This is a genomic window from Chitinophaga sp. Ak27 (genome assembly GCF_012726295.1).
Classification (GTDB): Bacteria; Bacteroidota; Bacteroidia; order Chitinophagales; family Chitinophagaceae; genus Chitinophaga.
In genome coordinates this window covers 70081-95918 of sequence record NZ_JABAOB010000002.1, presented here as the reverse complement: position 1 = coordinate 95918, position 25838 = coordinate 70081, and the positions used below count along the sequence as shown (strand labels likewise).

Sequence of the window (25838 nt, the reverse complement as noted above, 5' to 3'; positions counted from 1 at the left end):
ATGTCCGTTGAACAAACACAGCGCGCAGCTTCCCCCAGGACCAGCAAAGCCACCATACCCCATATTTTTCATACGAACCTTTCAGATAAATTGCCGGGGGAAGATTACTGGGTATATATTGCCGGAGAAAAACACCCGCTCATTGAACACACCCCTGAATCGCGGTCGAAAGCCAGGATGGAACACCCTTCGCTGGCCCATTTGGAAGACACCGCGCTTACTCATTATACTCCGCATGCAGTCCATATTCAGCAGGGAACAGTGATACGGTATAGCATCCGGCATCAAAATAAAACCAACACCCTGCCCGGTAAATCAGGTATCCATCATGTAGATATCCTGGTTGTTCCCAACGAGACTGCTGATGGCGAATCAATGCTGAATAAACGGCCAGGCGTTAAAGTAAAGCACAGTGATTACGAAACAACTGCCCAAACGTTGATACGGCATCATGGAGACCTTAATACAAAGGATGCCACTATTGCCGGTTATATACTTGAACACATGGACCAGTTTAAAGCACCTATTACTTATGGTTTAATACAGACGCTTGTTGATGCCATGCGCGCAGCCGGCCCTCCTGCAGTTAACTCCGGCTGGGCTAACTATCAAAACTTTGATACCAGCTCCATGGGGGAACAGCAACTCCTCATCCCGACCACCGATATCATGAAAGCTGCCGGAGACGCCATGACGGCTGTGCAGATCAGCACCAAGAACGATGTGCGCCTCAAGGGAACAAGCTGGACTTTACAGGAAGGCACCAGCGTAAAATCTGCCGGCGACAATGGAGAAATGGCAGCTGGTATATACATGCCCGCTAGTCTGAAAGCCCGTACCAGGAAAGACGATCATTGGACAGCAGCCCTTGCAAATACTGATCCCACCTACGGCCTTGAAACAAGTATTAATGTAATTGACTCAGGTAAACGCCAGGTTGAAATAACCATGACGAATACCTATATCCGTTGCCTGGCAGCCTATATCCAGTTTGTTGACGCAGACGGCAATACAATGAACACACCGGACTGGCAACCCGATGATGGCGGCATGTCTGCCGAAATTGTCGCAGACCTGCAATTGGATTATGACGATTTACGGTTTATTGGCTGGATAAGTCCGATCGATACCATATTTGGTGTGCCGGATACAAAGTTTCCAGGAACGCTCACTGTAAACGTCACATTCCCCGAAGGCGCCGTTTCCGCAAATATTTATGGATGTGGCCTGGGAACAGGCAAAAACCATTACCCCAAGAGTGCCGTTATTGGCGGTGTTACTACCGCCATGTTGAACTTTGTGTTGCCATCCATATTCCTGGGTGTAGGCGTGGCGGGGCAAACCTGGAAGCCAGCCTATGATTTATTTAATGACTCCAAATTTATTGCAGCGGCGCTTGCCATTGGGATTACTTATTTTGGCGGAGATTTTCTATATGTGGGGCTTGTGGACAAAAAGATGAACTGGGTTGAGTTCTCTACGATCGGACAGATTATTTTCGATAAGGCCGTTACAAAACTATTGGTCTGGTGCGAAAAGCAAATAGTTGAAGGCGAAATAGAAGATGAAATACCTTTTGCCGGCTGGGCGATGATTGCGGTAAATATCGCTGCCGATGTTGCGCAGATGTCGCAAACGATAGTAGAAGTGGTAGATAGTCCCTGGATGATTTCCAATAGCATTTCCACTACCATTACGAGTACCCTGACGATCCACCCTGACCCAAGGCATATTTCTTTTCCTGCTGTCCCGTCTGGCTCGAAGGCCAGCTACGTTGCCAAAATGATATACCTGGATCAGAACCGTCCCAGTGTTACTTCATCCCAGGTGGCGCTTGATCCATCCAGCTATCCTGCTACGTTGAGCGCCAGCTTCGAAAATACGCTGGGGGGCAAGGTTAAGTTCGAGGTAGATTTCTATATTGATAATTGGACGGCAGGAAAAGCCACTACCGGGGAATTGGAAAACGACGAACAGCATACTGCCAGCATTATACTTTACCTGGTACAGGTGCCCATACCGCTGAACAGCAAATCGGTGTACACACATACGGCGATATTGGGTTATTCTGGCCAGTATAGTTGGATGCAGCAATCTTTTCCCCCCACCGGGACGCTTTCCAATGCCGATAACAGTCAAACAGGGAATGCTATTTCGGAATGGATGGGCCTTGCCATCAGTCAGCGCCATGGCATGATAGGTCTTTCCTGGAAGGCGGCGGGTTTGGGGATTACGGATTGCTTCAATCATGCTGATGGACAGCTCTATGCATTCCAGAATGTTAATATTCCCGGAACCGATATGAATGCAGTAAAATTCCCCACCTGCGCATTATCCGGCTTGTCGCATTTGATATACGACAGTTTTCCTCCTAAATTCCAAATGGACAACGGGAATTTTGTGCTAGAAAATAATCTGCCGGTTCCTGATCCGAAATTTCCCGATTTAGGTAATTACTACATTGACCCACGTAAATCAGATAACGGTCTGGATACCGACGGTGGTTATCATTTGCGTAAGGTTATATTGGATGATAACTCCCCTACATTTGATATGTCTGCGGGCCAAAACAGTTATGGACGATTCCCTTATTTCCCCGACTCCGTGACGCTACACCCCAGCAAACATATCATAGGTGTAAATCAAAAATATTGCAAAATGATGATCACACCGCTGGCAGCTGATCCAGGACTTGCCGACAATAATATCCCGCTGGCCCGGGCTTTTGCCGGGAAGGCCCTGAACTTTAACGGAAGCGGCGGCAGGCCCGGTCTTCTCTTCATTCCCATTGCGGTTACCTGCTCCCATGACGGCACCATCCTCGTTTTGGAGCAGGTTGCGTCAAGTGGTTTTAATCTTGCCAGGATCCAAGCTTTCGACCTGAACGGAAACCCAGTTAGTTGCTTTTCCGGTGAAAATGGCGCGTCTCCTACTCTAAGCTTGCCTTCAAATGCTACCTACCTGGATGTGGCAGCCGTAGGAGACAATTGTTCTACATTTCTGTTCATACTCTACTATAACAATTCAGGCACCGCAACCAGCGATTATAACATGACCATTTATCAATATGGCAAAGGCGCTCCCGCAGGTAATCTGCTTGTCACCACGCCGAATATACCGGCAGCCAAGATCAATGTGGATATGTGGCATACATTATACACACTCAACTGGCAAATGACACAAGATAGCAGTGGCCACAATGCAGGGCCGGGCGCCGCTCCTGGACGTACAGTACCCTCCGTTAGCGAATGGCTACCGCCGATTCCGCAATAGTAATTTGGGGTTAATAAGGCTGATTAATTCACTACCAAATAGTCGAACCTTTTTGTTCTTATCGTAAAAACGCTGCTGAAATAAACTGATCTGATGACACAAAAGAGGCTGCTCAATCCCGTTGAGACAGCCTCTTCTATTACATCTGATTATTCTCAGCCGGTGACATTGAAACTATCATCATATTCCACAGTCCCCTCTGGTATCTTTCCTGTAAATGACTGTACCTGGAAATACTCCGCAGGAGCATGCAGGTACTGCAAACGGGCCTCACTCCTGAATCCGAACCGGCCATAATAAGAGGGTTCGCCCAACACCACACAGCCGGCTGCATGCAGGCCGCGCAATGCGTCAATGGCGGCCCTGATCAGGCCAGCACCAACGCCGGATCCCTGTTTGGAAGGGATCACCGACACTGGCCCTAGTCCAAACCAGCCTTTACTTCCTGAAGAAATAAATACAGGCGATATAGCAATATGCCCTATCACTACTCCCTCTTCCTCTGCTACCAGAGAAATGGTCAGCTGACCATTTGCGCGCAGGGCTTTTATGATGAATGATTCTGTTCCACTGCTATATGCAGCTGAGGCAAACGCGGTCTTTGTTACCTGATCGATAGCGTTGATGTCAGAAGGCGTTTCCCTCCTGATAGTATAATTGTATTTAAGCATTACTGATAGAATTAAATAAATAGAAGATACCCCTGCGCCGAAAGCGCAGAGATCATGAATAAAATTATCAGCTAAGATGTAATTACCCAGACGGCAATTACTGTAATACAATATCCATCATACGCTCAAATTGAAGAAAGGTAGTATTCCACCCTAAAATAAAGAAAACTTTGATACGACCTTTATAACGGGGAAGTATATTTTTTATGTTATCGATAAACAGTTTTATGAAAAGCAAATATTTAAAAGAAGACCTTCCCCTGGACAGGATCAGGAAATTCCCGGAACCAAGCTCCTGTTTGTAGCCTGTTCCTGGCCGGCGTATGAACATTTGTGTAACAAATTTGGTGATTATTAGCATTGTTCCATTTTAAAATATGCTTCATTTGCTTCTCTAACCAATAAACCCACGATATGAAAAAACAAAACCCACTTACAAGAGTAACCTGGAAGGTTGCTTTTGGCACTGCTGTAGCCATTGTACTTGCAGGCACTACAATTTTAACAAGCTGTAGAAAAGAGGCAAGAACCCAGCCCGAGGCAGCAGGTATTGAAACGCTTTCCAAAGCTCAGGCCACGGCCCAATTCTACCAATCGGGTACCCATGACGGCTTCTTTTGGTCACTTTGGAAAAGTGACGGCGCCACTGGCACCGTTAATTACGCAAATGGCCCTGGCGGAAATTACAGCGTTAACTGGAACGGATTTAACGGCAATTTCACCTGCGGCAAAGGCTATTCGGTAGGTTCTGCATCCTACAAAATAGGATATAATCTGGGTACTTACTCAAACTCTGGTGGTGGCACTTTCGGCTGGTACGGATGGAGCAGAAACCCTTATTATGAGTATTATGTGAATGAAACATGGGGCGCCGTATCACCTCATACCGGCACTTATTTAGGGACATTTGAAAGCGATGGTGCAGGTTATAATGTATGGACCCGTTGGGTGACAGGTAAAAATATCGATGGTGGTGATGGCTTCAGACAGATTTACAGCTCCAGGGTTACAAAAGTTACTACCGGGCAAAATCGCGTCATTACTTTTGCCAATCACTATAACAAATGGAGTAGTTTAGGATATACGCTTGGTCAGTTAAATATCCCGGCCATTATGGTTTCAGAGACCTGGGGCTCTAATACTAACGGCAATATTAACTGTACTATTTGGATGCAATAAGCACTGGTTTAATTAATAGCAAACGAATACTGCCCCCGCAGGAAGCGGGGCAGTATTCAGTGCGGGTATTCCCTGTCATTTGAATACCTATTTAATATTATTCAACAATTAGTTCTGATGAGATCAACGCCCTATTTTCTTGTACTTTTCATTTTTGCACTTTTCGCCTGCCATTCACCGAATATTAAAAACATGGAAGGAAATAAAAACTCTCTGATCGGGAAATGGCATAGATTCTCAATAGCAAATGGATATAGCGAATTTGATATCGATTCGCAATACATAGTCTTTTATAATCAGAAAGTTGGCCGGTTCGGGCTTCTTTATAAAATAGAAAACGATTCTTTAAAATATCTTACAAATCACTACGCGGCTAAGATTATAGACTACGGCGACTCAGTACTACTTGAAGGCAACGATAGTACCAAAGCCACTTTATATAGGTTTAAAGAGTTACCTGTTCCTTTTAAGACAATTCCTGAAGCAAAAGATTCTTTGTCATTTGCATCATACCTCGCAGGTTTCGATAAAAGATTAATACGGGAATTTGAGAAAGCCGGAATAAAAATTTCTGATGGTACGCAAAAGCGGGAGGAGCAGCTGTATCAAGAACTACTAAAAAAAGCAAGAGCACCCAAAAAAAGTGAAAGCGTAAATTGACGAATATGCATACCTTTCATCAAAGTGCAATCTTCATGTCGCTCTACTGCCACCCGGTACTACCGGCGAATGGGGAATAGGCATCCTCGTTTATCCTTCTCAGGACATTACTATTAACAATGCAAAGATCAGGGAGTTGGAAAAATCCTGCTACCAACCATGCTTTCCAGTTCTGGGTAACGTAGTCCACCAGCTCCCTCATATAGTGAGGGCAGCTACAACAAAGAGGTTACACCGGGCACGATAGCCGCGGTGTAACCTTTCTTTTTTCATGCATTTCCGTTTAGCAATGGATTATTGATACAGATAATTTAATGCAATAATATCGTTAGCATTAAAAGTACGGTTCCCTCCATTGGAGCAGGCTAGCATCCAGGAATCCGGGTCAGGATCAGCTGGGGTACCTGGCAGATATACTGCCCCTACACCACCATCTCCTTCATCCACCGGATCACCGCCGCAGCTATAAGAACGGTCCATATAGTCGGTATGGCGCATACCGATGCAATGCCCTATTTCGTGCTGAAGCACAGAGCCAACATACTGCACATTGGGGTTACTGCCGTAGGCGTCAGGATGGGTATTCATCTGAATGAGATTAAAAGGATCTCCCGCATCGGTAGGGAAACCGGATGATCCTAAAGTAATATAGCCACCGCTGGGCCCTTCATAAAATCCCTGAATAGTTATATCCGCATTACCGCTGGAAATGCGTTGGAACTGGATGCGCAGCCCCAGGGCATTGTAACGTTGGATGGCCAGGTCAGTGCCTTGTACAAAAGCACTGCCCAGGTTACTAACCTTCACGGTAATCACACGTGGCAGGCTGCTTACCAGGTTATTAGTGGAATACTGTTCTGTTTTGGCCACTCTGACTTTATTAGTTCTGGCCTTCTGACTGAGGTCTTTTGAGCTAAGAAAAATATCTCCTTCTACGAGATAACCTCCGTTTACGGCATGTACATTCCGGGTACTGAAGCCTTTTGCCTTGATTTGTGCTAATACGTCATTGGAAATACCGGGTTTATCCGTATTCCCTTGTTTGTTATCTTTCTGACATGATGTGATGAACAAACCTGCCAACAGACAGATCAGAAGAAAAAATACTTGATTTCTCATCGGGTTAAGATTTTGGGTTTTAGATGTTAGATTTAAGATTGCTATGGTGCCTGCATGAAAAAAAGGGTTTACTATAGCTGTATTTACAACTAATGTTTAGGCTTTCAATTATTTTAAATGACGGGAAAAACGTAGGCTATTCACCTGTAGCAATCGTTATCAACGCATATTTAGTATGAACAGATTAGTTTTCCGGTATTACAGATTTGAAATGTGGGTTACTTAGATTTGCTTAAAGATTATGGCTCTGCGTTCGGGTTTGTATCGTGATCGTTTTCCAATATTACAGCTTTCCAATTACTGAAAAAAATATTTTAAATTAAACACCCTTTTTTCATCAGTAATGAAATAGCAGCAATCCGAACTATTTTGTACCTTTCTTTAAGCCTATTCTAATGTTTTATTAATCACTTTTTAAGCATTTTCTAATCTCCATCCGCTGTAGATTCGGGTCAAGTAAATTGCCGGACACTTTTGGCCGGTCAGCCTATTAAAATCATACAAGACACCTATATCTGATAAAAAAACTCTTCCTGCGATAAATCTTTCAAGTTTATTTGTAACTTACTTCCCGGTTAGCACAAAACCAGTCTGAAAAACCGTGTTTATAGTAACAACCACCAATATTCCCTACTACTGTACACAAAGATCCAGGGCAATCTGAGAAATATTCTGTCTGAGAAGAAGGAAAGAACCAGGCCCATGATGCATTTGATCAATTATCTGTTGAGCGCTGACGTATTTAACCTTGCCCAAACCATTTCAATTATGAATGCCTTTTCTGAATTACCCGCAAACAATTTTTATGTCTTTACCAATGCGACATGCATTTAACTGCGCTGTAGCAGGGAAGAAATTCGTCAGCTGTTGTCGCAGCTTCTAAAAAAGCTGACTAAATATTTTATATAAGCTACTTACTGATGATAACCGTAAGTGACCATGGAGACCTTTTATTCACAACAATTCATACCTAATGAGAAAATCTGATTTACTATTGCGAAAGATCTGCAGCTTATTAATGCTGCTGTGTATTCTGTATACCGCCGGATGTCATAAGCCTGATAAAGCAGGACCTAAGGAGGATCCCGGAGGTAAGGATAATGGTGAGGCCAACGTATGGCCGTCGTCCCCTCCAGCCGAAATTTGCGGCAACACACAATTACTGACCGGCCCCGGCGTTGCACCGCCGGGTGCTATCATTGTACAGGCGGGCAATAACAGCAACGTCAATTTCAAAATCAGGGGAGCTACCTATTGGTTTGCACCGGGCGTACATACCATAGGCGGCGACAAATACAGCCAGATTATCCCGGAAGACAGCAGTACCTTCATTGGTGGCCCCGGTGCTATCCTGGATGGCCAAAACATTAATCACTATGCATTTACGCAGAGGGCATCCAATGTAACCATTCGCTATCTTACCATCCGTAACTTCGTGGCGCCCCGCGACGAGGGCGTTGTTAACCACGATGCCGGCAATAAATGGACCATCGAGTATAATACTATTTCCAACAACAAAGGTGCAGGCCTGATGGCTGGCCCTAATAATATTTACCGGTATAATTGTATAAAAGATAACGGTCAATATGGTATTAACTCCTGCTGCGGAACGGAACTAAATGAGGTAGAAAATTTCGTACTGGATCATAACGAAATTACGGGCAACAATACCGACGACTGGGAGAAAAAAATTGAAGGTTGTGGTTGTACCGGTGGCGCAAAGTTCTGGATCAACAAGAATGTTATGGTGACGAATAACTGGGTTCATCATAATAAGGGAGTAGGCCTGTGGCTGGATAATAACAATCGTGGCTTCGTAATTGAAAACAATTACATCAATGATAATGACGGCAACGGATTAATGATAGAAGCCGGCTATGACGCCAGGGTACGTTTCAATAATTTTAAGAAGAATGCGATCGTTGCCGGCATGCTGAATATGCAGCATGGAGACAATTTCCCGGTTCCTGCCATCTACATTTCCGAAGCCGGCAGCCCCCGTGGATTTAATCTTAAAACTTCCCCCATGTTAATCAGTAAAAATAATTTCGAAAACAATTGGGGCGGTGTGGTGCTATGGGAAAATCCCAACCGCTATAGTGGATCCAGCGGTAACACCCATATAGCAGGTACCATAAAGATAAAAAGCCTGTATGATGACTCCCCCTGCAAATCCGGTGTGCCAAATACTATTCCCGGCAGTGTTCCGGATAAATTTGCCTGTCGCTGGTCAACAGAAAATATAATAGTGGAGAATAACGAGTTCAGAATAGATAAGGCGATGCTGGGATATGTCGGCGGAAATTTCTGCGGCATCAATGGAATATTCTCTGAGTATGGCTCGTTTCCTGAATTCAGTGGTTACGTGATTCCATGGCGGATCACGTTTCAGCAGGATAATGTTTTCCGCAACAATCATTACTACGGCGACTGGCAATTTGCCGGATTTGAGGTGACTAATCCTGATGGCTCGCGCGTATCATGGAAAAACTGGACAGCCCCCGCTCCTCCGGTACCAGATCATCCTTCCGCAGATAACCGGCCTATAACATTTGGACAGGACAAGGGCAGCACATATGTGAAATAGCCTGCGCCTATATATCATGAGCGATATTGATTCTGTTCTCCCGGGTGCGATCCATTGACTAATTTATTACTCATATGCAAACCCATCGCATAGATACCAAGCCCGTTACCATTCCTGGAACGGGCAATTTATTGCTGTTACTAATAAAAGCGGCAAAGGCTATCAGTTACTACCTGGCGGAATCGCGTGATTACTTTTGCCAACCACTCTTTATAATTTGGCTCTCTTATCTTTTTTAAAGACCAGGTCAAGCGCCTTTTTTATTCCATCGGGGCTTACTCCGAAAATCTTGTGCAGCAGGTTTGCACATTTATCACTGGGGGTTAGATAGTTGGCTTTACTTGTTTTATCAAATGTGTAGAAAAGCAGCACCAACGCCCTGTTGGTTAACTGGTCCTGTTTACATTTTTCAAGCCATGCGCGTTCACGCCCTTGATATGCTGCTATCACCGTTTCTAGCTTTGGCAAGAAATCACCGGTAAAGATGGGCCGATAAAGAATGAAATACAACGGCAGATAGGCAGTTATCCCCAACGTCACGCCGACAAGCATATACATACCATTCAATTGACCATTATAAAACCACACGGCAACAGCAGCAACAACAACCAAAAGCAAATAATGCCAAAGTGCACTACTCCAATACCCATTAATCATCTGGCGGCGCGTTGCCTCTACCGGCCAACTGGCATAAATATCGCGCTGCCTTTCATGAGTTTTACGAAAACGGGAATAAATGTAGCTGTATTTAACAGGTAGGTCAAAGGTGAAGACGGATTTCAACTACTTCATGTTCAAACTTCTCATATCCATGTAGTTAATTTAAATGCTGATTAAATATATCAATATTAATCCATATACAGCTTCGCTCTAATAATATAAGTAAAAAAGACCAGTTTTTTTCATAACTTTTTGTTAAATTTTAATTTTTCATCAAAAAAGTGATATATTTGCAGTACGCCTGAGGTTGGTGCATATTGCCGACAGATGGCTAACGCGTTCGAGCTAGTTAGGCAGACCAGGATGAGGGGATTCTTCACCCTGTGTTTAATAGGTTCACTTCTCTGCTCCCAGTTTACTACGGTTATTTGCAGGTTCAGGGCTTCCTTGACTGTAGAAGTGGGACAATCAAAGCAGGGAAGGCTGCGGGCGGCCAGGAATTTGAAAAAATTTCGTCAAGTGAGAAAAAAATGTAGCTTTGAAAATGGCGGTTAAAAAAGAAACAAAAGAAGTACAAAGGCGGTACTGTCCGCCGCGATAGCGCGCTGGGTTGGTGCATATTGCCGACAGATGGCTAACGCGTTCGAGCTAGTTAGGCAGACCAGGATGAGGGGATTCTTCACCCTGTGTTTAATAGGTTCACTTCTATGCTTACGGAGTTGTACCTGCAAAAGTTGTTCAGAGCAACTAGGAACCTGAATCTCAGAAAGAAAATGGGAAAAAAGAATTTGTTGTTAATCGACCAAATCTCTAAAGTTAAGTATCTGCACAGAGCATGGTTAAAGCTCGACAAAAGCAACTTAAATTCACGAGGTCTTTCAAACATCTCAATAAAGGAGTTTGAAAAGAATTTATCACGAAATCTTAAAAAAATTTCAGAACAGCTTCGTAATAAAACCTACACATTTAGCCAAGTAAAAGCTGTTACAATCCCAAAAAACAATGGTGGGTTAAGGCCCTTAAGAGTATCCGAAATAAAGGATCGGATTGTACACAAAGCAATCGCATTGAAGCTAGATGATTTATTAGCAAAACAGTTCCATCTTGACAATATTTGCAGTTTCGCATATCGTAAAGGGAAAAATGTAGAAGATGCTATTAGGGCAATGCGCAATTACTACGAAGAAGGATACAGATATATACTTGAAGCTGATATTGAAAAGTTTTTTGATAATGTTGATAAAAAAGGTCTAGTACAAAATATTAACAGCCGCCTACCTGATAGCAGCTTGGAGACCCTTATTGAACAAGCATTACAGCAAGAAATAGGCAATCCCCAAAATTTTTCCTCAGAAATATTTGAGGAATATTTCCAAAACACAGAAAATGGTATTCCCCAAGGAAATGCTTTATCTCCACTATTAGCCAATATATACCTTTCTCCTTTTGACGCGAGGATGATCTCTGAAAAATATCGAATGATCAGATATGCTGATGATTTTATAATATTATGTAAAACAAAGCAAGAAGCTGAAAAAGCATATCAAATTGCGATAGAGGAATTAGAGGAAAAATTAAAACTGACTGTTCATGAGCTTGGCGCGCCCAATGATAACTCTGCGAAAACAAGGATAGTTGATCCTGTTTTCAACAAATTTTCATTTTTATCTATCCGATTTGACGGAAAAAAATGTTGGGTAATCGATAAAAAATTCGATTCTTTAAAAGAAAAAATTATTGGAATAACAACTGTAGGTTCAAACTCATATGGACTATTACCAATGTTGACTTCATTAAAGAACACAGTCGAAGGATGGATTGCGGCATATCATTTTGTCGATTTAGAAGATCAAGCAAGAGAAATAGATAAATATATCGACAGACAATTGTATTTATTATTTACTGATCTCGACTTTACCCTGCAAAGAAAATCTGTTACCAAGTTAAAATATAAGGGTAAGAAAAGGGAAATTATCGCGCTAAGCCCATCACAGAGAAGAAATTCCGGTATTCCATATGCAGTAGAAATTTGGAAGCGACTAAATGCAGTAGAAGAAACAATAAAAGCGATTGAAGACTCTTCCAATCTGCCCCCACAGAAGAAACAAGCAGTCACTATTGCTAATATCTAATCAGGATTAAAATAAGCAATCTTCCTTAGCATAACAGTGACTGAATCTATAAATTCCAAAACATATATTTCGTATCTCTGCAAAAGGTCGTTAACCTGTATAAAGTATGGGAAAGAAATTGAGGTTATACCAAAGGAACTCGACTAAAAAAGCAAACCTCGCGACTAGCACGAGGTTGAAAGTTGTTTGTAAACCTTATGATACAAAACTCGAACCATCTTCTGGTGGATTTAAAGCTATTGAGTGAATTGCAAGAGAGCTAAATAATCCGATCGGTCCTTATTAAGGCATGCTTGTTAATGTCAGAAAATCTATATCGCCATTCATTACATGGTTGAAGTTCGCGGCAGCGATGGCATATCCTACCGGGGTTAGCTCCATTGCGGAAAGAATGGTTCTGTTCCAAGCGTAGATCAACATTTTCATCCGTGGGTCCATCTCTATCAGGAGTGCTTCCACCTCTTCTTTGGTCATTGCCTTTCTCATCCACAGATTTTTTAAAGACGTTGCAGTGGTTCCAAGACTATGCTTTGCGAGTTTGTTGTCAAACTCTGCGTCGAACATGGCATTAAATTGGTAGCAGTGTTCATCTCTGAGGCTTTTGATTACAAAGTCACCTAAGCTATCCAATTCACGACCATCACTGGCAACTTTGAATTCCTCCTCAGTAAAGCCATGCGTTAATAATCCACGGTACCGATGGCCCAAGTATTCACCAAGACTCATATACATTTTGGACATACCCATTGGCAGCGTAAAACATCCGCAATATTGCAGATGACTTGATTCTGCCGGGGTTATGCTGTCCGGAAAAAACTTTAAAAGTGCATTTTTAATGAAGTTCTCAAAATTCCGAGGCGAGTTAATATCGGTGTACTTAATCTTTGTTGCAGATACCGAAAGCGTTAACAGTTTGACTTCAGCGTCAGTTAGTTTCGGAAGGACTTCAATTGCCTCATCTAGCACGATTTGACGGATGCTACGTTCCTTTGAGCAGACTCGTTGCAACATAACTGCGAGCAGCCGCTGTCCCAGTTCTTTATCACCGGTTTTAGCATAAGCCTTCTGTACTTCAAATAGGGAAGCCTGGACACCAGGCTCTTGAAGTTTTGTAGTATGTTGAGCATGTTTTTCAAGGAACTCTTCCAAGAAGCTCTTTGTTATTTCCTCTGCCCTTTTCATTGCCAGTTGTTTGGCAGCTTCGGATAGCTCATAAAAATTGGCTTTGAAAATGTCCATCACAGCCTGTCTCAAGTCTCCATAGCTCAAGCCGAAATTGACATCACCACCTGCCTGGATGTTTGTAGAATCGGAGCCTGATTTCTGCTCCTGTTTTTGGGTGCTCATTTATTGATATTTCCGCCTGCTTGAATGTTATTCGAATGGGATCCGGATTTCTGTTTCTGACGAACGATACGGTCAGATTTCTCCCGTCTGAGGAGGCTCCAGATGATCGTGATAATAGCAACACCTAGCCCACTGAAGAACCACTCTTTATTTTGAATTATCCATTCCATATTGAATTTCTTTTCAGATAAAGGTACAAAAAAGAACCTTGGAGCGAAGGCTATATTAAAGTATATACAAGTAAAAGACTTCCCCAAAAAATGTTAGTATTTATTGATAAAATTTGTAGTTTAGTAAAAGCTGATTAACCTGTATAAAGTATGGGAAAGAAATCGGAGTCACACAAAAGGAACTCGACTAAACGCTCAACTAAAAAAGAAAAACCTGCGACCAGCGCAGGTTTTATACGTCTCTTGTGATCCCCTTGGGACTCGAACCCAAGACCCATACATTAAAAGTGTATTGCTCTACCAACTGAGCTAGGGAATCGTTTCATTTAATGGGAGTGCAAAAGTAGTAATTTATTTATTACTTCCAAATTTTTTTTATCTTTTTATAACGCTGATGGTTACACGTTGTCTGACAACGTATATTTGATACCATGACAACTCCTAAAGAATCTCCCATATTAACCTTTCAAACCCAGGAACAATGGGCCCATTGGCTGGAACAACATCATGCCGATACGGATGGCGCCTGGCTACGTATCTTTAAAAAAAACACCCAAACACCCTCGATCAATTATGCACAGGCGCTGGATGAAGCCCTCTGTTACGGCTGGATAGATGGGATAAAAAAGGCGCTGGATGACGTTTCTTTCATACAGAAATTTACGCCACGCCGTACCAAAAGCATCTGGTCGCAAAGGAATACCCAGCATATAGAGCGACTCACCACCGCCGGGAAAATGAAGCCTGCCGGCCAGCGGGAAGTGGAAAAAGCCAAGGCCGATGGACGCTGGGAAAGCGCTTACGCCACGTCAAAAGAAGCAGCTATCCCGGAAGATTTTATGGCAGCCCTGAAGAAAAACAAAAAAGCAAAAGCCTTTTTTGATACCCTCAACAAGCAAAACTTATTCGCTATTTACTTTCGGCTACAAACCGCCAAAAAACCGGAGACAAGAGCCAAACGCATCGTTACCATCATCGACATGCTCAGTCGCCAGGAAAAATTTCATTAGCCGGGCCCGCAAAAAGACCCGGCTGTATTAGATTATACCATACCGTTTTCATGCGGCATCACCGCCGGTATCACCTGACTCACCCGCCAATGCGACGCCAGCAACTGATCCTTTAAACGGAAGATATCGTAAAAAACAGCGCCGTTGCAGGAAGACTGCACCATCACCAACGCCCCCTCTGCCACCATCCGGTGAAGGGTATGCCCGCCAAAATCCAGCGGACCGCCATACCCCGGCGCCACTAAAGCACCATCGGCACTCCTGAAAAACTCCCGCACGATAGCTTTGTTCACAGCAGGAACTCCCAACTCCTCAACACCCGGAATAACCATGGTGATAGCCTGCTCCTGGGTAGCGTCCCAGTGTTCGGCCAGCTTCCCGTCTACTACCCGGTAAAGGTCTGCAATAGCGAGGCGTTTCCCCATAAAGGTCAACTGCATCAACAACAGTACATAATCATCTTCTGCTATTACCATCACTATCGGCGACTCCTGCCGTCCGGGTGCCGGCAGCTGCCGGAGCTGTTCCAATGCGGCTTTCAAGCCCGCCTTACCTCCTTTTACCTGTGGACTATGCTGTATATAATCATCGTGTACATAAGTATCTACTGCTTGGGGGTTACGCTCCCCTATCAACTGCTTTACGGCGGCCAATACCATGGCCTTATTGTTGGCTGTAGTCATAATAGTAAATATATCTCCGTGGCACGATGCCCCGGAAAACAAGATTAAATAATAAGGTGAGAAATATCAGGGAAAGGAAAACCCGCTTCCTTTCCGGGAAGACGGATGTTGGATCCGGGAGATGAGATATGAAGCGTAAATACTGATATAACAAACATAGCGCATTCTCTGGAGATCGCCAATGCCTGCCGCCATAAAATAAAAAAGCGCCCGGAATCCCGGACGCCTGCCACTTATAATTTTTTTTCACCTATCCCATGGCATTACTGTAAATGCCATCTGCTTTTTCCTGCACGTCTTCCATAAACCGCCGTGCTTTGCGGCCTGTTTTCTTCATCGCATTGCGGGTGTCATCTATAATACCTGAACCCTGTTGGCGCTTCCTGATATACAAGGCTACTGCCAGGGACACTGCGGTACCTACCGCTGCGGCTGCAATCAATATCTTTTTCATATGCCAGGTTTTTGGTCCATGATAAAAACCCAATTGTCATGCCAACACCGGCATACACAGCCGTTAATAGATCTCCTTACCGAAAGGTGTAAAACTCAGGCTCATCAGCTTAAAATGCTGACGCCCAAAGGGAATACCGATGATCGTAATGCACAACAACAAGCCAAAAAATAAATGCGCCAACGCAATCCAGATGCCCCCGATAAATATCCAGATGATATTAAAAATGGTCGCCAAACACCCCGTCTGCCCCGGTACATCCCGCACATGGCGCCCAAAAGGAAACAGGGTAAAGAACCCTATCTTAAAACATTGTATGCCGAATGGAATACCAATGATCGTCAGACACAGCAAAAAGCCGCTGATCATATACTGGATAAATGCAACAAAGCCCCCGAATATGAGCCATAAAATGTTACCAAGTAAGTTCATATCCCAAATGTAGAACGGAACACCTACATTTTAAAGCAGCTCGATAATTTACCGGGAAATTATACCAAAATTAATGACCCCGATCAGCTTCAAATACATCTGCTACCAGCTTCCAGCCACCTGCACCCGGGGAAGCATCCGGCAGGTATTACTTTTTCCAGCTGTTATCCTTTTCGTTGGCGTCCATAAACAGGTTGCCATCCAGGGTCACCTGCTTCACAGCTTTCTTCAACGTTACCGGTAGTACCACCACCCTGGTATTTGCTTTCCAGACAGCCGGCGTTTGATGAATGCTTTCTCTGCTGTCGTCAGCATAGGTAATCACTACATCAAAAGGCACGGCAAACCCACCGGTATTGGTAATATGCAACAGCGCCTTCTTTCCACTGATTTTTATATCCGACAAAGTCAGGTCAATGTAGTTATTACTGAAGAACCAGTTGTTCCAGAACCAGTCAAGGTTTTGGCCGGCAGCGGTGTTAAACGAATAGAAATAATCCCACGGTATCGGGTGCTTTCCATGCCAGTTGTCCATATAGGCATGTAAACATTTTTTAAAGAGATGTTCCCCCAGCAGGTCTTTAATAGCCAGGTATGACAGCGACGCTTTCCCATAGGAATTGTTGCTATAGCCCATGCCGCTTACCTGGTTAGACATGGAAATGATAGGCTGATCTTCTTCTGTGGAAGGATCGGTAATATATTTAGTGACCCGGAACTTCTTGTAGAAGTCATCCGCCGCTTCCTTTCCTTTCTCCGCAATGCCAATCAGGTATTCGAAAGTGGTGGCCCATCCCTCATCCATAAAGGCATAGCGACTTTCATTGATGCCCATATAAAAAGGGAAATAAGTATGCGCTATTTCATGATCCTGTACCAACTGGGCAAAGCCCAGGTCATCCCCTGCCGACCCGTCATTCACCATCATTGGGTATTCCATATCAGCAAAGCCCTGGAAGGCCGTCATTACGGGAAATGGATAAGGAACGCCGGGATAATGATGGGAAAACCAGCTCAACGCATTTTGCGAGAAAGCAACAGAATGATGAAAATCGGTTGCGGTATCATTATACGCTGCCTGCACACTGGCCCGGCGCATGGTGCTGCTGTCTACCACTACGCTCGACGCATCCCATACATAATGATTGCTGGCCGCAAATGTTACATCGGCAATATGATGCGCTACAAACTTCCAGGTGTTCCAGTCGCGCTGTTGCGTAACCGCTCCGCGCGTCATCTGGTCCAGGGTAGCAATATGCAGAATATCATCGCTGGTATAGGATTGCTTTAAACGCCTGGCTACCTCCGGTTGCAGCACTTCTGCTGCATTCAGCAAATCGCCGGTTCCCCACACCACGAAGTTCTTCGGTACTTTTACCGCTACCTGGTAGTCGTTGAAATCACTGTAAAACTCTACCCGGTCGGTATGGTCAATACCATCCCAGCCGTTGTAATCATCGTATACAGATACCCGCGGGTATGCATAGGCCATATATACAGTGGTGCTGTCAATCATCCCTTCGCGGCCGCTCAATACCGACAAATCATAATGCCAGTTGATCTGCAGCTGCACACTGTCTTTCGAGGCCAGCGTCTGTGGAAAAGATACATATGCGGTAGTGCCTACATCGTTGTTGAATTTTACCGCCACGCCGTTGATGAGCAGCGTATCGATAGTGACCCCGTCGGTTAGAAAATCCTTACTCACATACCCGGAGCGGGGCGACTGGTACTTATGCAGGTTGCAGATGATGCGCAGCATCATTCCTTTCAATGCATTGGGGCTGTTATTTACATAGCTGATGGTTTCTGTGCCGGTCACGGTTCTGCCAGGCGGATTTACCGATAGCTGGATATTATAGCTTCCCTTATTCTGCCAGTAATGTTTACCGGGTGCGCCGGTTTTACTTCTTGTTTCATTAATATATGCCTGCTTAATATTGCGGGGCATATACAACTCTTGTGCGGATGCCAGGGTGTGTGCACCCATCAGCAACAGCAGGCTATACATGATCTTGTTCATACCTTAGTACTGGTTACAGGGATAAAAATAGGGAAAAGTTGACGGATACTCCCTGTCAGAAGAAATACGATTCGATCTTCTGTGCCAGCCGCGACAGAAATTCGTTGGGAATATGATCGTGCGAAGCCGCAAGCTTCCCTTGCTCATCTGGCTGAAAAACTACCTGGTGTTCATCTATTTTTACGAGATAGGTTTTCTCCTTATCCGCCGCCGGAAAGATATGATAGTCTTTGCCGTCTAAATGAATGATCGCTTTTTTCATGGCTGTTCGTTTATGGAAAGTTAACCAATTAGCCGCATAAGAACGGGCACATTTACTGCATGCGGCCATGCAGGGTGCCCCATTTTTTTGAAGGCGATGTATCTGTAGCCGAGCGGCTATATTTTTTGCGGTATTCCTGCGGCGTAAGACCGGTAAAGCGTTTGAATACCTGGCGGAATGTTTTCACATCGTTATAGCCCGCATTAAACATCAGCGTGGTAATGTTCTGCGTACTCTTTTCCAGCTCTTTTTTTGCCGCTTCAATTTTTACCCGTTGCAGGTATTCCAGTGGGGTATTTTGGGTGGCTTGTTTAAACCGGCGGATATAGTTTCGTTTGCTCATATTGGCCATGGCAGCCAGCTGGTCGATAGACAGCTGTTCGTCGAAATGCTGTTCGATATACACCTGCGTTTTGAGAACGTCCTGGTCCTCATGCCGGCGTTGTCCCTGGAACACGGCAAAGTGGGATTGATTAACGCGGTCCATATCGATAGAAAACATTTTACTCACCCAGATGCTGGCATCGCGTCCGCAGAATTTTTCTATCAGGTACAACACCAGGTTCAGGGAAACAAAGGCGCCACCGCTGGTGTAGAGGCCTTCCTGGTCGGTCATTACCTTATCGGCCAATACGTTGATGTCGGGATAGCGGGTACGCATATCATCCAGCGCCTGCCAGTGGGAAGTACAGGACTTACCGGAGAGCAGCCCTGCTTCTGCCAGGAAATAACTGCCCAGGCACAGGCTGGCCACTTCTGTGCCCCCGGCATGCATATCCCGGATCCAATCTACTAACCCTTTATTTTTAGGCAGTACGTGGTCGGGCGTGCCCTGGAAAGCGGGCGCCATGATCAGGTCGGTTTGAGTTACCTCATCAATGGTTTTATAACAGATAAATTGTGCCGGCGACTGCAACTGTATGTTCTTCATCTTTTCGCCAATGAGCTCCAGCTTAAAAGCGGGCTCTTTACCGGCCTGCGCGCAATAGCGGTTGGCGCCGTTGAAAATGTCCATCACGCTGGCGATAGAAGAAAGAATAGCATCTTCGTAAATGAGCAAGGAAATTGTTTTCATGGCAATTAGTGTATGATGCTATACAAAAGTAGGTTATTCTGGTGGCACAAATGCCCCCCAAATTAGGCGTGTTTGCACAGGTGATTTTTCCGTTAAACGGGAGAAATTTGTAAGACACTAAACAGCAGAAATCATGAGTACCAATGCATCTGCCGGCTTAACGCCCTCACCCGTAAAACCTGGGTTCTCTCCCCAGGTAGTATCTCCTGAAGAATGGCTGGTGGCCAGGAAAAAATTTCTCGAGAAAGAAAAACGATTCACCCGCCTGCGCGATGAATTGAGCCGCGAACGTATGGCGCTGCCATGGGTAAAAGTGGAGAAGGAATATGTGTTTGAAGGCCCTGACGGGAAAGTAACCCTTTCCGACTTATTCAATGGCCGCAGTCAGCTGATCATCCAGCACTTTATGCTGGGCCCAAATGATGCTGAAGGTTGTGTAGGCTGTTCTTTTGCAGCCGACTCCATAGATGGCGCATTGCCCCACCTGGAAAACCATGACGTATCGCTGGTGGTAGTAGCCCGGGCGCCGTTTTCCAAGCTGGATGCATTCAAAAAACGTATGGGCTGGAAATTCCCGTGGGTATCTTCTGCCGGCAGCGACTTCAACTACGACTACCAGGTGTCATTCCATAAAGAAGATATAGAAAAAGGGAAAGTGGCTTACAATTACAGCACCATAGACGATTTACCAGTACACATGGAAGACCTGCCGGGACTCAGCTGCTTTTATAAAGATGAAACCGGAACAATCTATCATACTTACTCCACCTATGCAAGAGGAGGAGAATTACAGCTGGTCACTTATAATTACCTGGATATAGCGCCACTGGGGCGTAATGAAGGTGCTGGCACCGATCTTTCCAACTGGGTGCGTCATCACGATAAATACGATAGTCCTAAAACGTCGCACAGCTGTTGCAGTTCAGCGGAGGGTGCGTCATGAAACCGTATTGCTCCTGCGGTGGTGCTACGGGCAGCAACACCAGCAGCAAAGCAACACCTCCACAATCCACCGGTTCGCCCTCGTTCCGTCAGCGTATCATCAAAACCGTGCGATGGTTGCTCCCGGGCATCACCCTCGCACTGATACCTAAATGTCCCATTTGTCTGGCTGCTTACATAGCGTTGGGCACAGGAATAGGGCTATCTGTTACCGTGGCCACCTGGCTGCGAACAGGGCTGGTGGTGTTGTGTGTGGGCTCATTAATATACCTGGTGCTGAACAAAGGATTACACCTGCTGCAGCAACACCGGCACGCCAGGTCAAAGCCCTAAGGCGATATTAAACAACATCAGTTCCTCTGCCTCTCCCGGCGGGAGAATAGTGCCTTGCAGGGTAAAACCGGAACGCGTAAGCAAACGTACCGACCGGTAATTATCCTGCTGGGTAATAGCAAACAAATAGGGCAAAGCCAGCTCCTTTCGTGTATACTCCAGCGTAGCCGCTGCCGCTTCATAAGCGTAGCCCTTCCCTTCTGCTTCCGGCAAAAAAGCAAAGCCAAGATCCGGCTGCTCCAGGTATTTCCGTTTAAACAAACCACAAATACCAATAGGCGCATTCGTTTCCTTCAATATCACTACCCAGGCTCCATATCCCTGCTCCGCATATAAACGCAGTAAATTATTCATGATATAGCGCTGCGCATCCGCCAGGGTGCGTATCTGCCGGTCCCCGATATATTGCAGCCAGCTGGGCGTATTCAGTAACTCCAGGATAAATTTATCGTCCGATGCAGCAAACGTACGTAGCTGCAAACGAGGTGTTTCAAATAAGATTTTCATGCATCCAGTTTATAACGAGTCCTTACAAAATAGATTTTTCCAGTGAAGACAGCAAATAAGCATGGCTGCTTTTGACCCCAAAAATGGACACAACTGTACAGAAACGGACATTTCCGTTATTTTATGGAACGTAATTTATTGATTTATAACTTACCGGATTCTGGCATCCGATTAGTGCGCCACCATAAGACTATCTTGTTTATATGCTCAAAAGCTACCTTCTTACAGCACTTCGCTTCCTGAAAAAAAACACGTCTTTCAGCTTTATCAATATATTCGGCCTGGCCATTGGTACGCTATGCTGCCTGTATATCCTGCTCTATGTACAGGAACAATACAGCTATGACCGGCACTACCAGGATGCAGCAAATATTTACCGGGTCAATACCCTGATGAAACGGGCCGGCGAAACGCACCATACTGCAACTACTTCTCCCCCTATTGCCCCTGCATTAAAAAACGACTTCAGCGAAATAGCACAATATACCCGCATCGTCATCCCCAAAGATGCCAACAAACACCTGTTACATTACCGGGATAAGGCGATTTATATCTCAGATGCCGCGTATGTTGACTCCACCTTCTTCGATATTTTTACTTATCATTTTATCAGCGGCCAACCCGCTACGGCCTTATCTGGCCCCTATTCTATGGTGCTGTTAAAAAGTATGGCCGAAAAATTATTTGGCGCCACCGATCCTACCGGGAAAATAGTACGGGTGGAAAATACCGATGGTATACACGACTTTAAAGTAGATGGCGTCATAGATGAAAGCCTGGGAAAATCACATGTGCAGGCGCCTGTTTTCTTTTCGATGAATAGCGGCGGCATTGGCGATTATGTGCGTACCAGCAACTCCTGGGCAACCAACAACTTTGTGGCTTCTTATGTTAAACTCACCTCACATAGCAATGCTGTTGCACTGGAAAAGAAGCTGCCAGCCTTTCTACGGCAACATGGCGCAGAACAGCTGAAGCATACCAGCATGGAAAAATCCTTGGTGCTGCAACCGGTAAAGGAAGTGCATACCAGCACCGACTTTGAGCTGGGACTGGGCAAAACGGTGAGCCCCCGCTTCCTGTACCTGTTGTTACTGATCGCTGCATTGATACAGCTGATCGCCTGTATCAACTTTATGAACCTCTCTACTGCCCGCGCTTCCAAAAGGGCGAAAGAAGTAGGCATCCGCAAAGTGATGGGCGCCAAACGCAACAACCTGGTACAGCAGTTCCTCGGAGAGTCGCTCCTGCTTTCTGCCCTGGGCGTATTGATTGCCCTGCCGCTCCTGGCGCTCGCCCTTCCCTGGCTCAACTTACTTACGCAAGCGACAGTACAGCTGTCTTTCCTCACCGACTACCGGTTATGGACCATCATTGTACTCCTCATCGTGGTAACAGGGCTGGTCGCTGGCAGCTACCCAGCTTTCTATCTATCTGCCTTCAACAGCACCAAAGTGCTGAAAGGCAATTTTACCAACCGGGTATCTGCATCGGGAATACGCCGCATCCTGGTAGTATTCCAGTTTTCACTGGCTATTGTACTGATTACCGGCATCGTTATTATCTACAGTCAGCTGAACTATATCAGGCAAAAAGACCTGGGCTTCGAGAAAGATCAGCAACTGGTACTCAGCTTCCATACACCCGATGCACGCAATAAAATGAGCGGGTTGGCGGCCGCATTCAAACAACTTCCTGAAATAAAAGCAGTAGGCTTGTCTAACAACTACCCCAGTCAGTTTGTGTTCAACGATATACACCTGCGTACGGCCACTAGTAGCGGCGACGGCATGGTAGCTGTTCAGTTCATGCTCACCGACGAACATTTTACATCGTCTATGGGTATACAGATTGTAGGCGGCAGGGATTTTCTCTCCTCCGACTCCGGCCGTGTGCTGATCAATGAAACCATGGCCCGCAAACTGGGACTCACCCCTCAAACTGCACAGGGGCAGCTGCTTTACACACAACCGGCCGACCAGAGCGCGCCTGCCAGTATTGAAATTGCCGGGGTGATGAAAGACTTTAACTATAATTCCCTACATGATAATGTACGGCCATTTATGATCTTGTTTGATACACAGGTGTCTGACTATACTTACATGATCGTTAATAGCAGCAGTAAAAACTATGCTGCCCTGCTCACTAAGATGGCAGGCGTATGGAAAAGCTACCTGCCGGAAGTGCCGTTTGAATATATTTTCCTGGATCAGGCGGTACAAAAACAATACGATACAGAGGTAACGCTCTCCCGCATCATCAATTATTTTACCATTATCGCTATCCTCATTTCCTGCCTCGGATTATTTGGCCTGGCGGCTTTCAGCGCCGAACAGCGAAGAAAGGAGATCGGTATCCGCAAGGCCTTGGGGGCCAGCGTAAGCGGTATCGTACAATTACTGTCGGGCGATTTTCTGAAGCTGGTATTGATCGCCATGGCCATTGCTACTCCTATTGCCTGGTATGCCATGGATAAATGGTTGTCGGCCTACGCATACCGGGTCCACTTACAATGGTGGATGTTTGCCGGCTCGGGGATATTGGCCCTGCTGATTGCCTTGTTTACGGTAAGTTACCAGGCTATCCGGGCGGCGCTGGTAAATCCTGTCAAAAGTTTGAGAACAGAATAGCGGGTTGTCATTCTTCTGCCAGCTGCCGGAGCTGCCGTTCATAGTCGTATTGCAGGTCTTCATGCTGTGCGGCCACCACCTTCTTAATCTTCTTCAGCTGTTGCTCAAAGAGGTTATGTAATTGAATACTATAGGAAGATAATAATCCGGATTGTTTCATCTTAGTACAGAAATAGATCAACAGCTCTGCTTCCGCCTGTTTAGAGCCGGTATAACGTATGTGCTTGTTCGTTATACGCAATATTTTACGCAGGCGCTTTTTGGCATGGTATAACTTATCGCTGGCGATCTCCGCAAACCCGTTATCTATCTCCTCTTTCACCGCGGTAATATATCCTTCTTCGTTATGTGCTTCAAACAAGAGGTAGGTCAGCAGCTCTTTGTTATCATTTTTATATTTGGCCAGCCGTAAGCATAGCGCCGCCAGTTCGGCAGGGGCCAGTACAGATAATTCTTTCTTTATTTCGCTGATAGAAGCAGCCTTCATAATAAGGAGGATAAGGAGACAAAGTTACTATCTATTCTCCAGCCCGCGCACTGTCTTTACGCGCCAGCCATGAATTGAAGATGGTATAAAATACCGCTACAATGATAGCTCCTTTAAACATGCCCGTAAATCCCCATGCTGCCACGCCGCCAATAACGCCTATAAACAGCACCAGGAAAGGCAGTTTCCCGCTCCTGGCAATGAGGATGGGCTTAAGTATCGCTTCACCAATGAGAATACCGCTGCCATAGATGATCAGGAAAACCGTCATGCCTGGATGTCCTTGCGTGGCCACCCAAATAGTGAGGGGAACCCAAACGATAAGTGGACCTATCTGTATTACGACCAGGAAAAATATCAGGGCTGCCAGCCCCAGCGCATATGGAATACCGGCAATAGTAAGCCCTATCCAGGCTACGATGGCCGTTATAAACGCTGTACCCATTACACCGATGGATACGCCTTTGATGGCCATGGTAGTGGCATTCAGCAAATCAGCTCCATCTTTGCGCCCCAGCAAGTGCTGCACCGCAGCACGGATAGGCTTCACCGATTTTTCCCCGCTTACCAGGAAAAAGGCAGATACAATAATCCCGATGAGCAACTGCACCGCGGCGCCTATGATGCCTGCCCCGCTGCTGATAATACGATTCAATAACATCCGTACCTGGCTCTCGTGGCCATTGAGCAAATCTTTGGGACTGTCCTGCATCTGCTGCCAGATGTTGCGGATATCACCGCCCACATAGGGCATGTTTGCTGCCCATTCTGGCAGGGGTGGCAATCCATTTTCCCTGGCATCCCGGATCCAGTGTACCGCCCCGCGCAGGTGAGCGCTCATTTCTGCTATGATATAGGTCACCGGCAAGGCGATGACGGCCATAACGGCAATGGCGTAAATAGTGGCCGCCAGCTTCCGGCGACCGCCCATCCACCGGACCATGCGCTCAAAAAAGCCGTGAAAGGAAATAGAAAATATCAGGGCAAAGGTGAGTACCCCAAAAAAGAGGCGCAGTACACTATAAAGGGCCAGCAGCAGCGCCAGCAATAATAAGAGCACCAGGATAGACTCAATCATATTTCTGGAACCGGGCCTCCCGTAATTATTCATACCGTCATATTTAAAGCTACATCATAAATATAACAAGAATCCGCCTTTAGTGTTGACCAGCTTCACCAGATACCCACTTCTTAATTCCGGA

General features: G+C 45.4%; 22 protein-coding genes and 1 tRNA gene. 9 read left to right on the top strand and 14 right to left on the bottom strand.

Annotation, left to right across the window (positions count from 1 at the left end):
- Entirely contained in the window at positions 1–3273 is a 3273-nt protein-coding gene (locus tag HGH90_RS08310) for a hypothetical protein (RefSeq protein ID WP_211172597.1), read from the top strand.
- A 155-nt stretch (positions 3274–3428) separates the two neighbouring features.
- On the opposite strand, the gene HGH90_RS08305 is transcribed toward HGH90_RS08310, so the two are convergent.
- Positions 3429–3944 (bottom strand): GNAT family N-acetyltransferase, encoded by a 516-nt coding sequence (locus tag HGH90_RS08305; protein ID WP_169190847.1) that lies wholly within the window; start codon positions 3942–3944, stop codon positions 3429–3431.
- 414 nt (positions 3945–4358) lie between these two features.
- On the opposite strand from HGH90_RS08305, the gene HGH90_RS08300 reads away from it, so the two are divergent.
- Positions 4359–5123 carry a glycoside hydrolase family 11 protein gene (locus HGH90_RS08300; RefSeq protein WP_169190846.1) on the top strand — a complete coding sequence of 255 codons (765 nt, stop codon included), beginning with the start codon at positions 4359–4361 and terminating at the stop codon, positions 5121–5123.
- Between the two features lie 192 nt (positions 5124–5315).
- Positions 5316–5783 (top strand): hypothetical protein, encoded by a 468-nt coding sequence (locus HGH90_RS08295; protein ID WP_169190845.1) that lies wholly within the window; start codon positions 5316–5318, stop codon positions 5781–5783.
- A gap of 294 nt (positions 5784–6077) precedes the next feature.
- Here the strand turns inward: HGH90_RS08295 and HGH90_RS08290 are convergent, their stop codons facing one another.
- The gene (locus HGH90_RS08290; RefSeq protein WP_169190844.1) at positions 6078–6902 is read right to left on the bottom strand and encodes a M57 family metalloprotease; all 825 of its coding nucleotides are present in this window, start codon (positions 6900–6902) and stop codon (positions 6078–6080) included.
- A 973-nt stretch (positions 6903–7875) separates the two neighbouring features.
- Here HGH90_RS08290 and HGH90_RS08285 point away from each other — a divergent pair.
- The gene (locus tag HGH90_RS08285; RefSeq protein ID WP_169190843.1) at positions 7876–9489 is read left to right on the top strand and encodes a right-handed parallel beta-helix repeat-containing protein; all 1614 of its coding nucleotides are present in this window, start codon (positions 7876–7878) and stop codon (positions 9487–9489) included.
- Between the two features lie 210 nt (positions 9490–9699).
- On the opposite strand, the gene HGH90_RS08280 is transcribed toward HGH90_RS08285, so the two are convergent.
- Positions 9700–10272, bottom strand: a complete 573-nt coding sequence (locus tag HGH90_RS08280) for a hypothetical protein (protein WP_168764461.1) — start codon at positions 10270–10272, stop codon at positions 9700–9702.
- Between the two features lie 650 nt (positions 10273–10922).
- Between HGH90_RS08280 and HGH90_RS08275 the strand changes: the two genes are divergently transcribed.
- The gene (locus HGH90_RS08275) at positions 10923–12281 is read left to right on the top strand and encodes a reverse transcriptase domain-containing protein (protein WP_168764462.1); all 1359 of its coding nucleotides are present in this window, start codon (positions 10923–10925) and stop codon (positions 12279–12281) included.
- A gap of 282 nt (positions 12282–12563) precedes the next feature.
- Here the strand turns inward: HGH90_RS08275 and HGH90_RS08270 are convergent, their stop codons facing one another.
- Positions 12564–13628, bottom strand: coding sequence for an LPO_1073/Vpar_1526 family protein (locus tag HGH90_RS08270; protein ID WP_168764463.1), 1065 nt, complete (start codon positions 13626–13628; stop codon positions 12564–12566).
- A 416-nt stretch (positions 13629–14044) separates the two neighbouring features.
- A tRNA-Lys gene (locus HGH90_RS08265) sits at positions 14045–14117 on the bottom strand.
- Positions 14118–14229: 112 nt separating this feature from the next.
- On the opposite strand from HGH90_RS08265, the gene HGH90_RS08260 reads away from it, so the two are divergent.
- Positions 14230–14808 (top strand): YdeI/OmpD-associated family protein, encoded by a 579-nt coding sequence (locus HGH90_RS08260; protein ID WP_168764464.1) that lies wholly within the window; start codon positions 14230–14232, stop codon positions 14806–14808.
- 32 nt (positions 14809–14840) lie between these two features.
- On the opposite strand, the gene HGH90_RS08255 is transcribed toward HGH90_RS08260, so the two are convergent.
- The 6 genes from HGH90_RS08255 to HGH90_RS08230 all read right to left on the bottom strand — a co-directional run bounded on the left by HGH90_RS08255 (position 14841) and on the right by HGH90_RS08230 (position 19737).
- Positions 14841–15491 (bottom strand): nuclear transport factor 2 family protein, encoded by a 651-nt coding sequence (locus HGH90_RS08255; RefSeq protein WP_168764465.1) that lies wholly within the window; start codon positions 15489–15491, stop codon positions 14841–14843.
- A gap of 250 nt (positions 15492–15741) precedes the next feature.
- Positions 15742–15945: a hypothetical protein gene (locus tag HGH90_RS08250; RefSeq protein ID WP_168764466.1), complete on the bottom strand. Its 204-nt coding sequence runs from the start codon at positions 15943–15945 to the stop codon at positions 15742–15744.
- A 63-nt stretch (positions 15946–16008) separates the two neighbouring features.
- On the bottom strand, positions 16009–16377 hold the full coding sequence (locus tag HGH90_RS08245) for a YccF domain-containing protein (RefSeq protein WP_168764467.1): 369 nt from the start codon (positions 16375–16377) through the stop codon (positions 16009–16011).
- A 148-nt stretch (positions 16378–16525) separates the two neighbouring features.
- On the bottom strand, positions 16526–18400 hold the full coding sequence (locus HGH90_RS08240) for a M1 family metallopeptidase (protein WP_168764468.1): 1875 nt from the start codon (positions 18398–18400) through the stop codon (positions 16526–16528).
- Between the two features lie 55 nt (positions 18401–18455).
- Positions 18456–18662, bottom strand: a complete 207-nt coding sequence (locus tag HGH90_RS08235) for a hypothetical protein (protein ID WP_168764469.1) — start codon at positions 18660–18662, stop codon at positions 18456–18458.
- Positions 18663–18714: 52 nt separating this feature from the next.
- The gene (locus HGH90_RS08230) at positions 18715–19737 is read right to left on the bottom strand and encodes a GlxA family transcriptional regulator (protein ID WP_168764470.1); all 1023 of its coding nucleotides are present in this window, start codon (positions 19735–19737) and stop codon (positions 18715–18717) included.
- Positions 19738–19870: 133 nt separating this feature from the next.
- Here HGH90_RS08230 and HGH90_RS08225 point away from each other — a divergent pair, with 133 nt between their 5' ends.
- Together HGH90_RS08225 and HGH90_RS08220 are read left to right on the top strand one after the other, a co-directional pair.
- Positions 19871–20680, top strand: a complete 810-nt coding sequence (locus HGH90_RS08225; RefSeq protein WP_168764471.1) for a DUF899 domain-containing protein — start codon at positions 19871–19873, stop codon at positions 20678–20680.
- Entirely contained in the window at positions 20677–21012 is a 336-nt protein-coding gene (locus tag HGH90_RS08220; protein ID WP_168764472.1) for a hypothetical protein, read from the top strand. Before HGH90_RS08225 ends, HGH90_RS08220 begins: the two co-directional genes overlap by 4 nt.
- Here the strand turns inward: HGH90_RS08220 and HGH90_RS08215 are convergent.
- Positions 21001–21519 (bottom strand): GNAT family N-acetyltransferase, encoded by a 519-nt coding sequence (locus HGH90_RS08215; RefSeq protein WP_168764473.1) that lies wholly within the window; start codon positions 21517–21519, stop codon positions 21001–21003. The genes HGH90_RS08220 and HGH90_RS08215 overlap by 12 nt on opposite strands.
- Positions 21520–21722: 203 nt before the next feature.
- Between HGH90_RS08215 and HGH90_RS08210 the strand changes: the two genes are divergently transcribed.
- The gene (locus HGH90_RS08210; protein ID WP_169190842.1) at positions 21723–24149 is read left to right on the top strand and encodes an ABC transporter permease; all 2427 of its coding nucleotides are present in this window, start codon (positions 21723–21725) and stop codon (positions 24147–24149) included.
- Positions 24150–24156: 7 nt separating this feature from the next.
- Here HGH90_RS08210 and HGH90_RS08205 read toward each other — a convergent pair whose 3' ends face one another.
- Both HGH90_RS08205 and HGH90_RS08200 read right to left on the bottom strand, forming a co-directional pair.
- Positions 24157–24636 (bottom strand): hypothetical protein, encoded by a 480-nt coding sequence (locus HGH90_RS08205; protein ID WP_168764475.1) that lies wholly within the window; start codon positions 24634–24636, stop codon positions 24157–24159.
- Positions 24637–24667: 31 nt separating this feature from the next.
- Complete coding sequence (locus HGH90_RS08200; protein ID WP_169190841.1) at positions 24668–25747, bottom strand: AI-2E family transporter; 1080 nt, start codon at positions 25745–25747, stop codon at positions 24668–24670.
- Positions 25748–25838 lie beyond the last annotated feature (91 nt).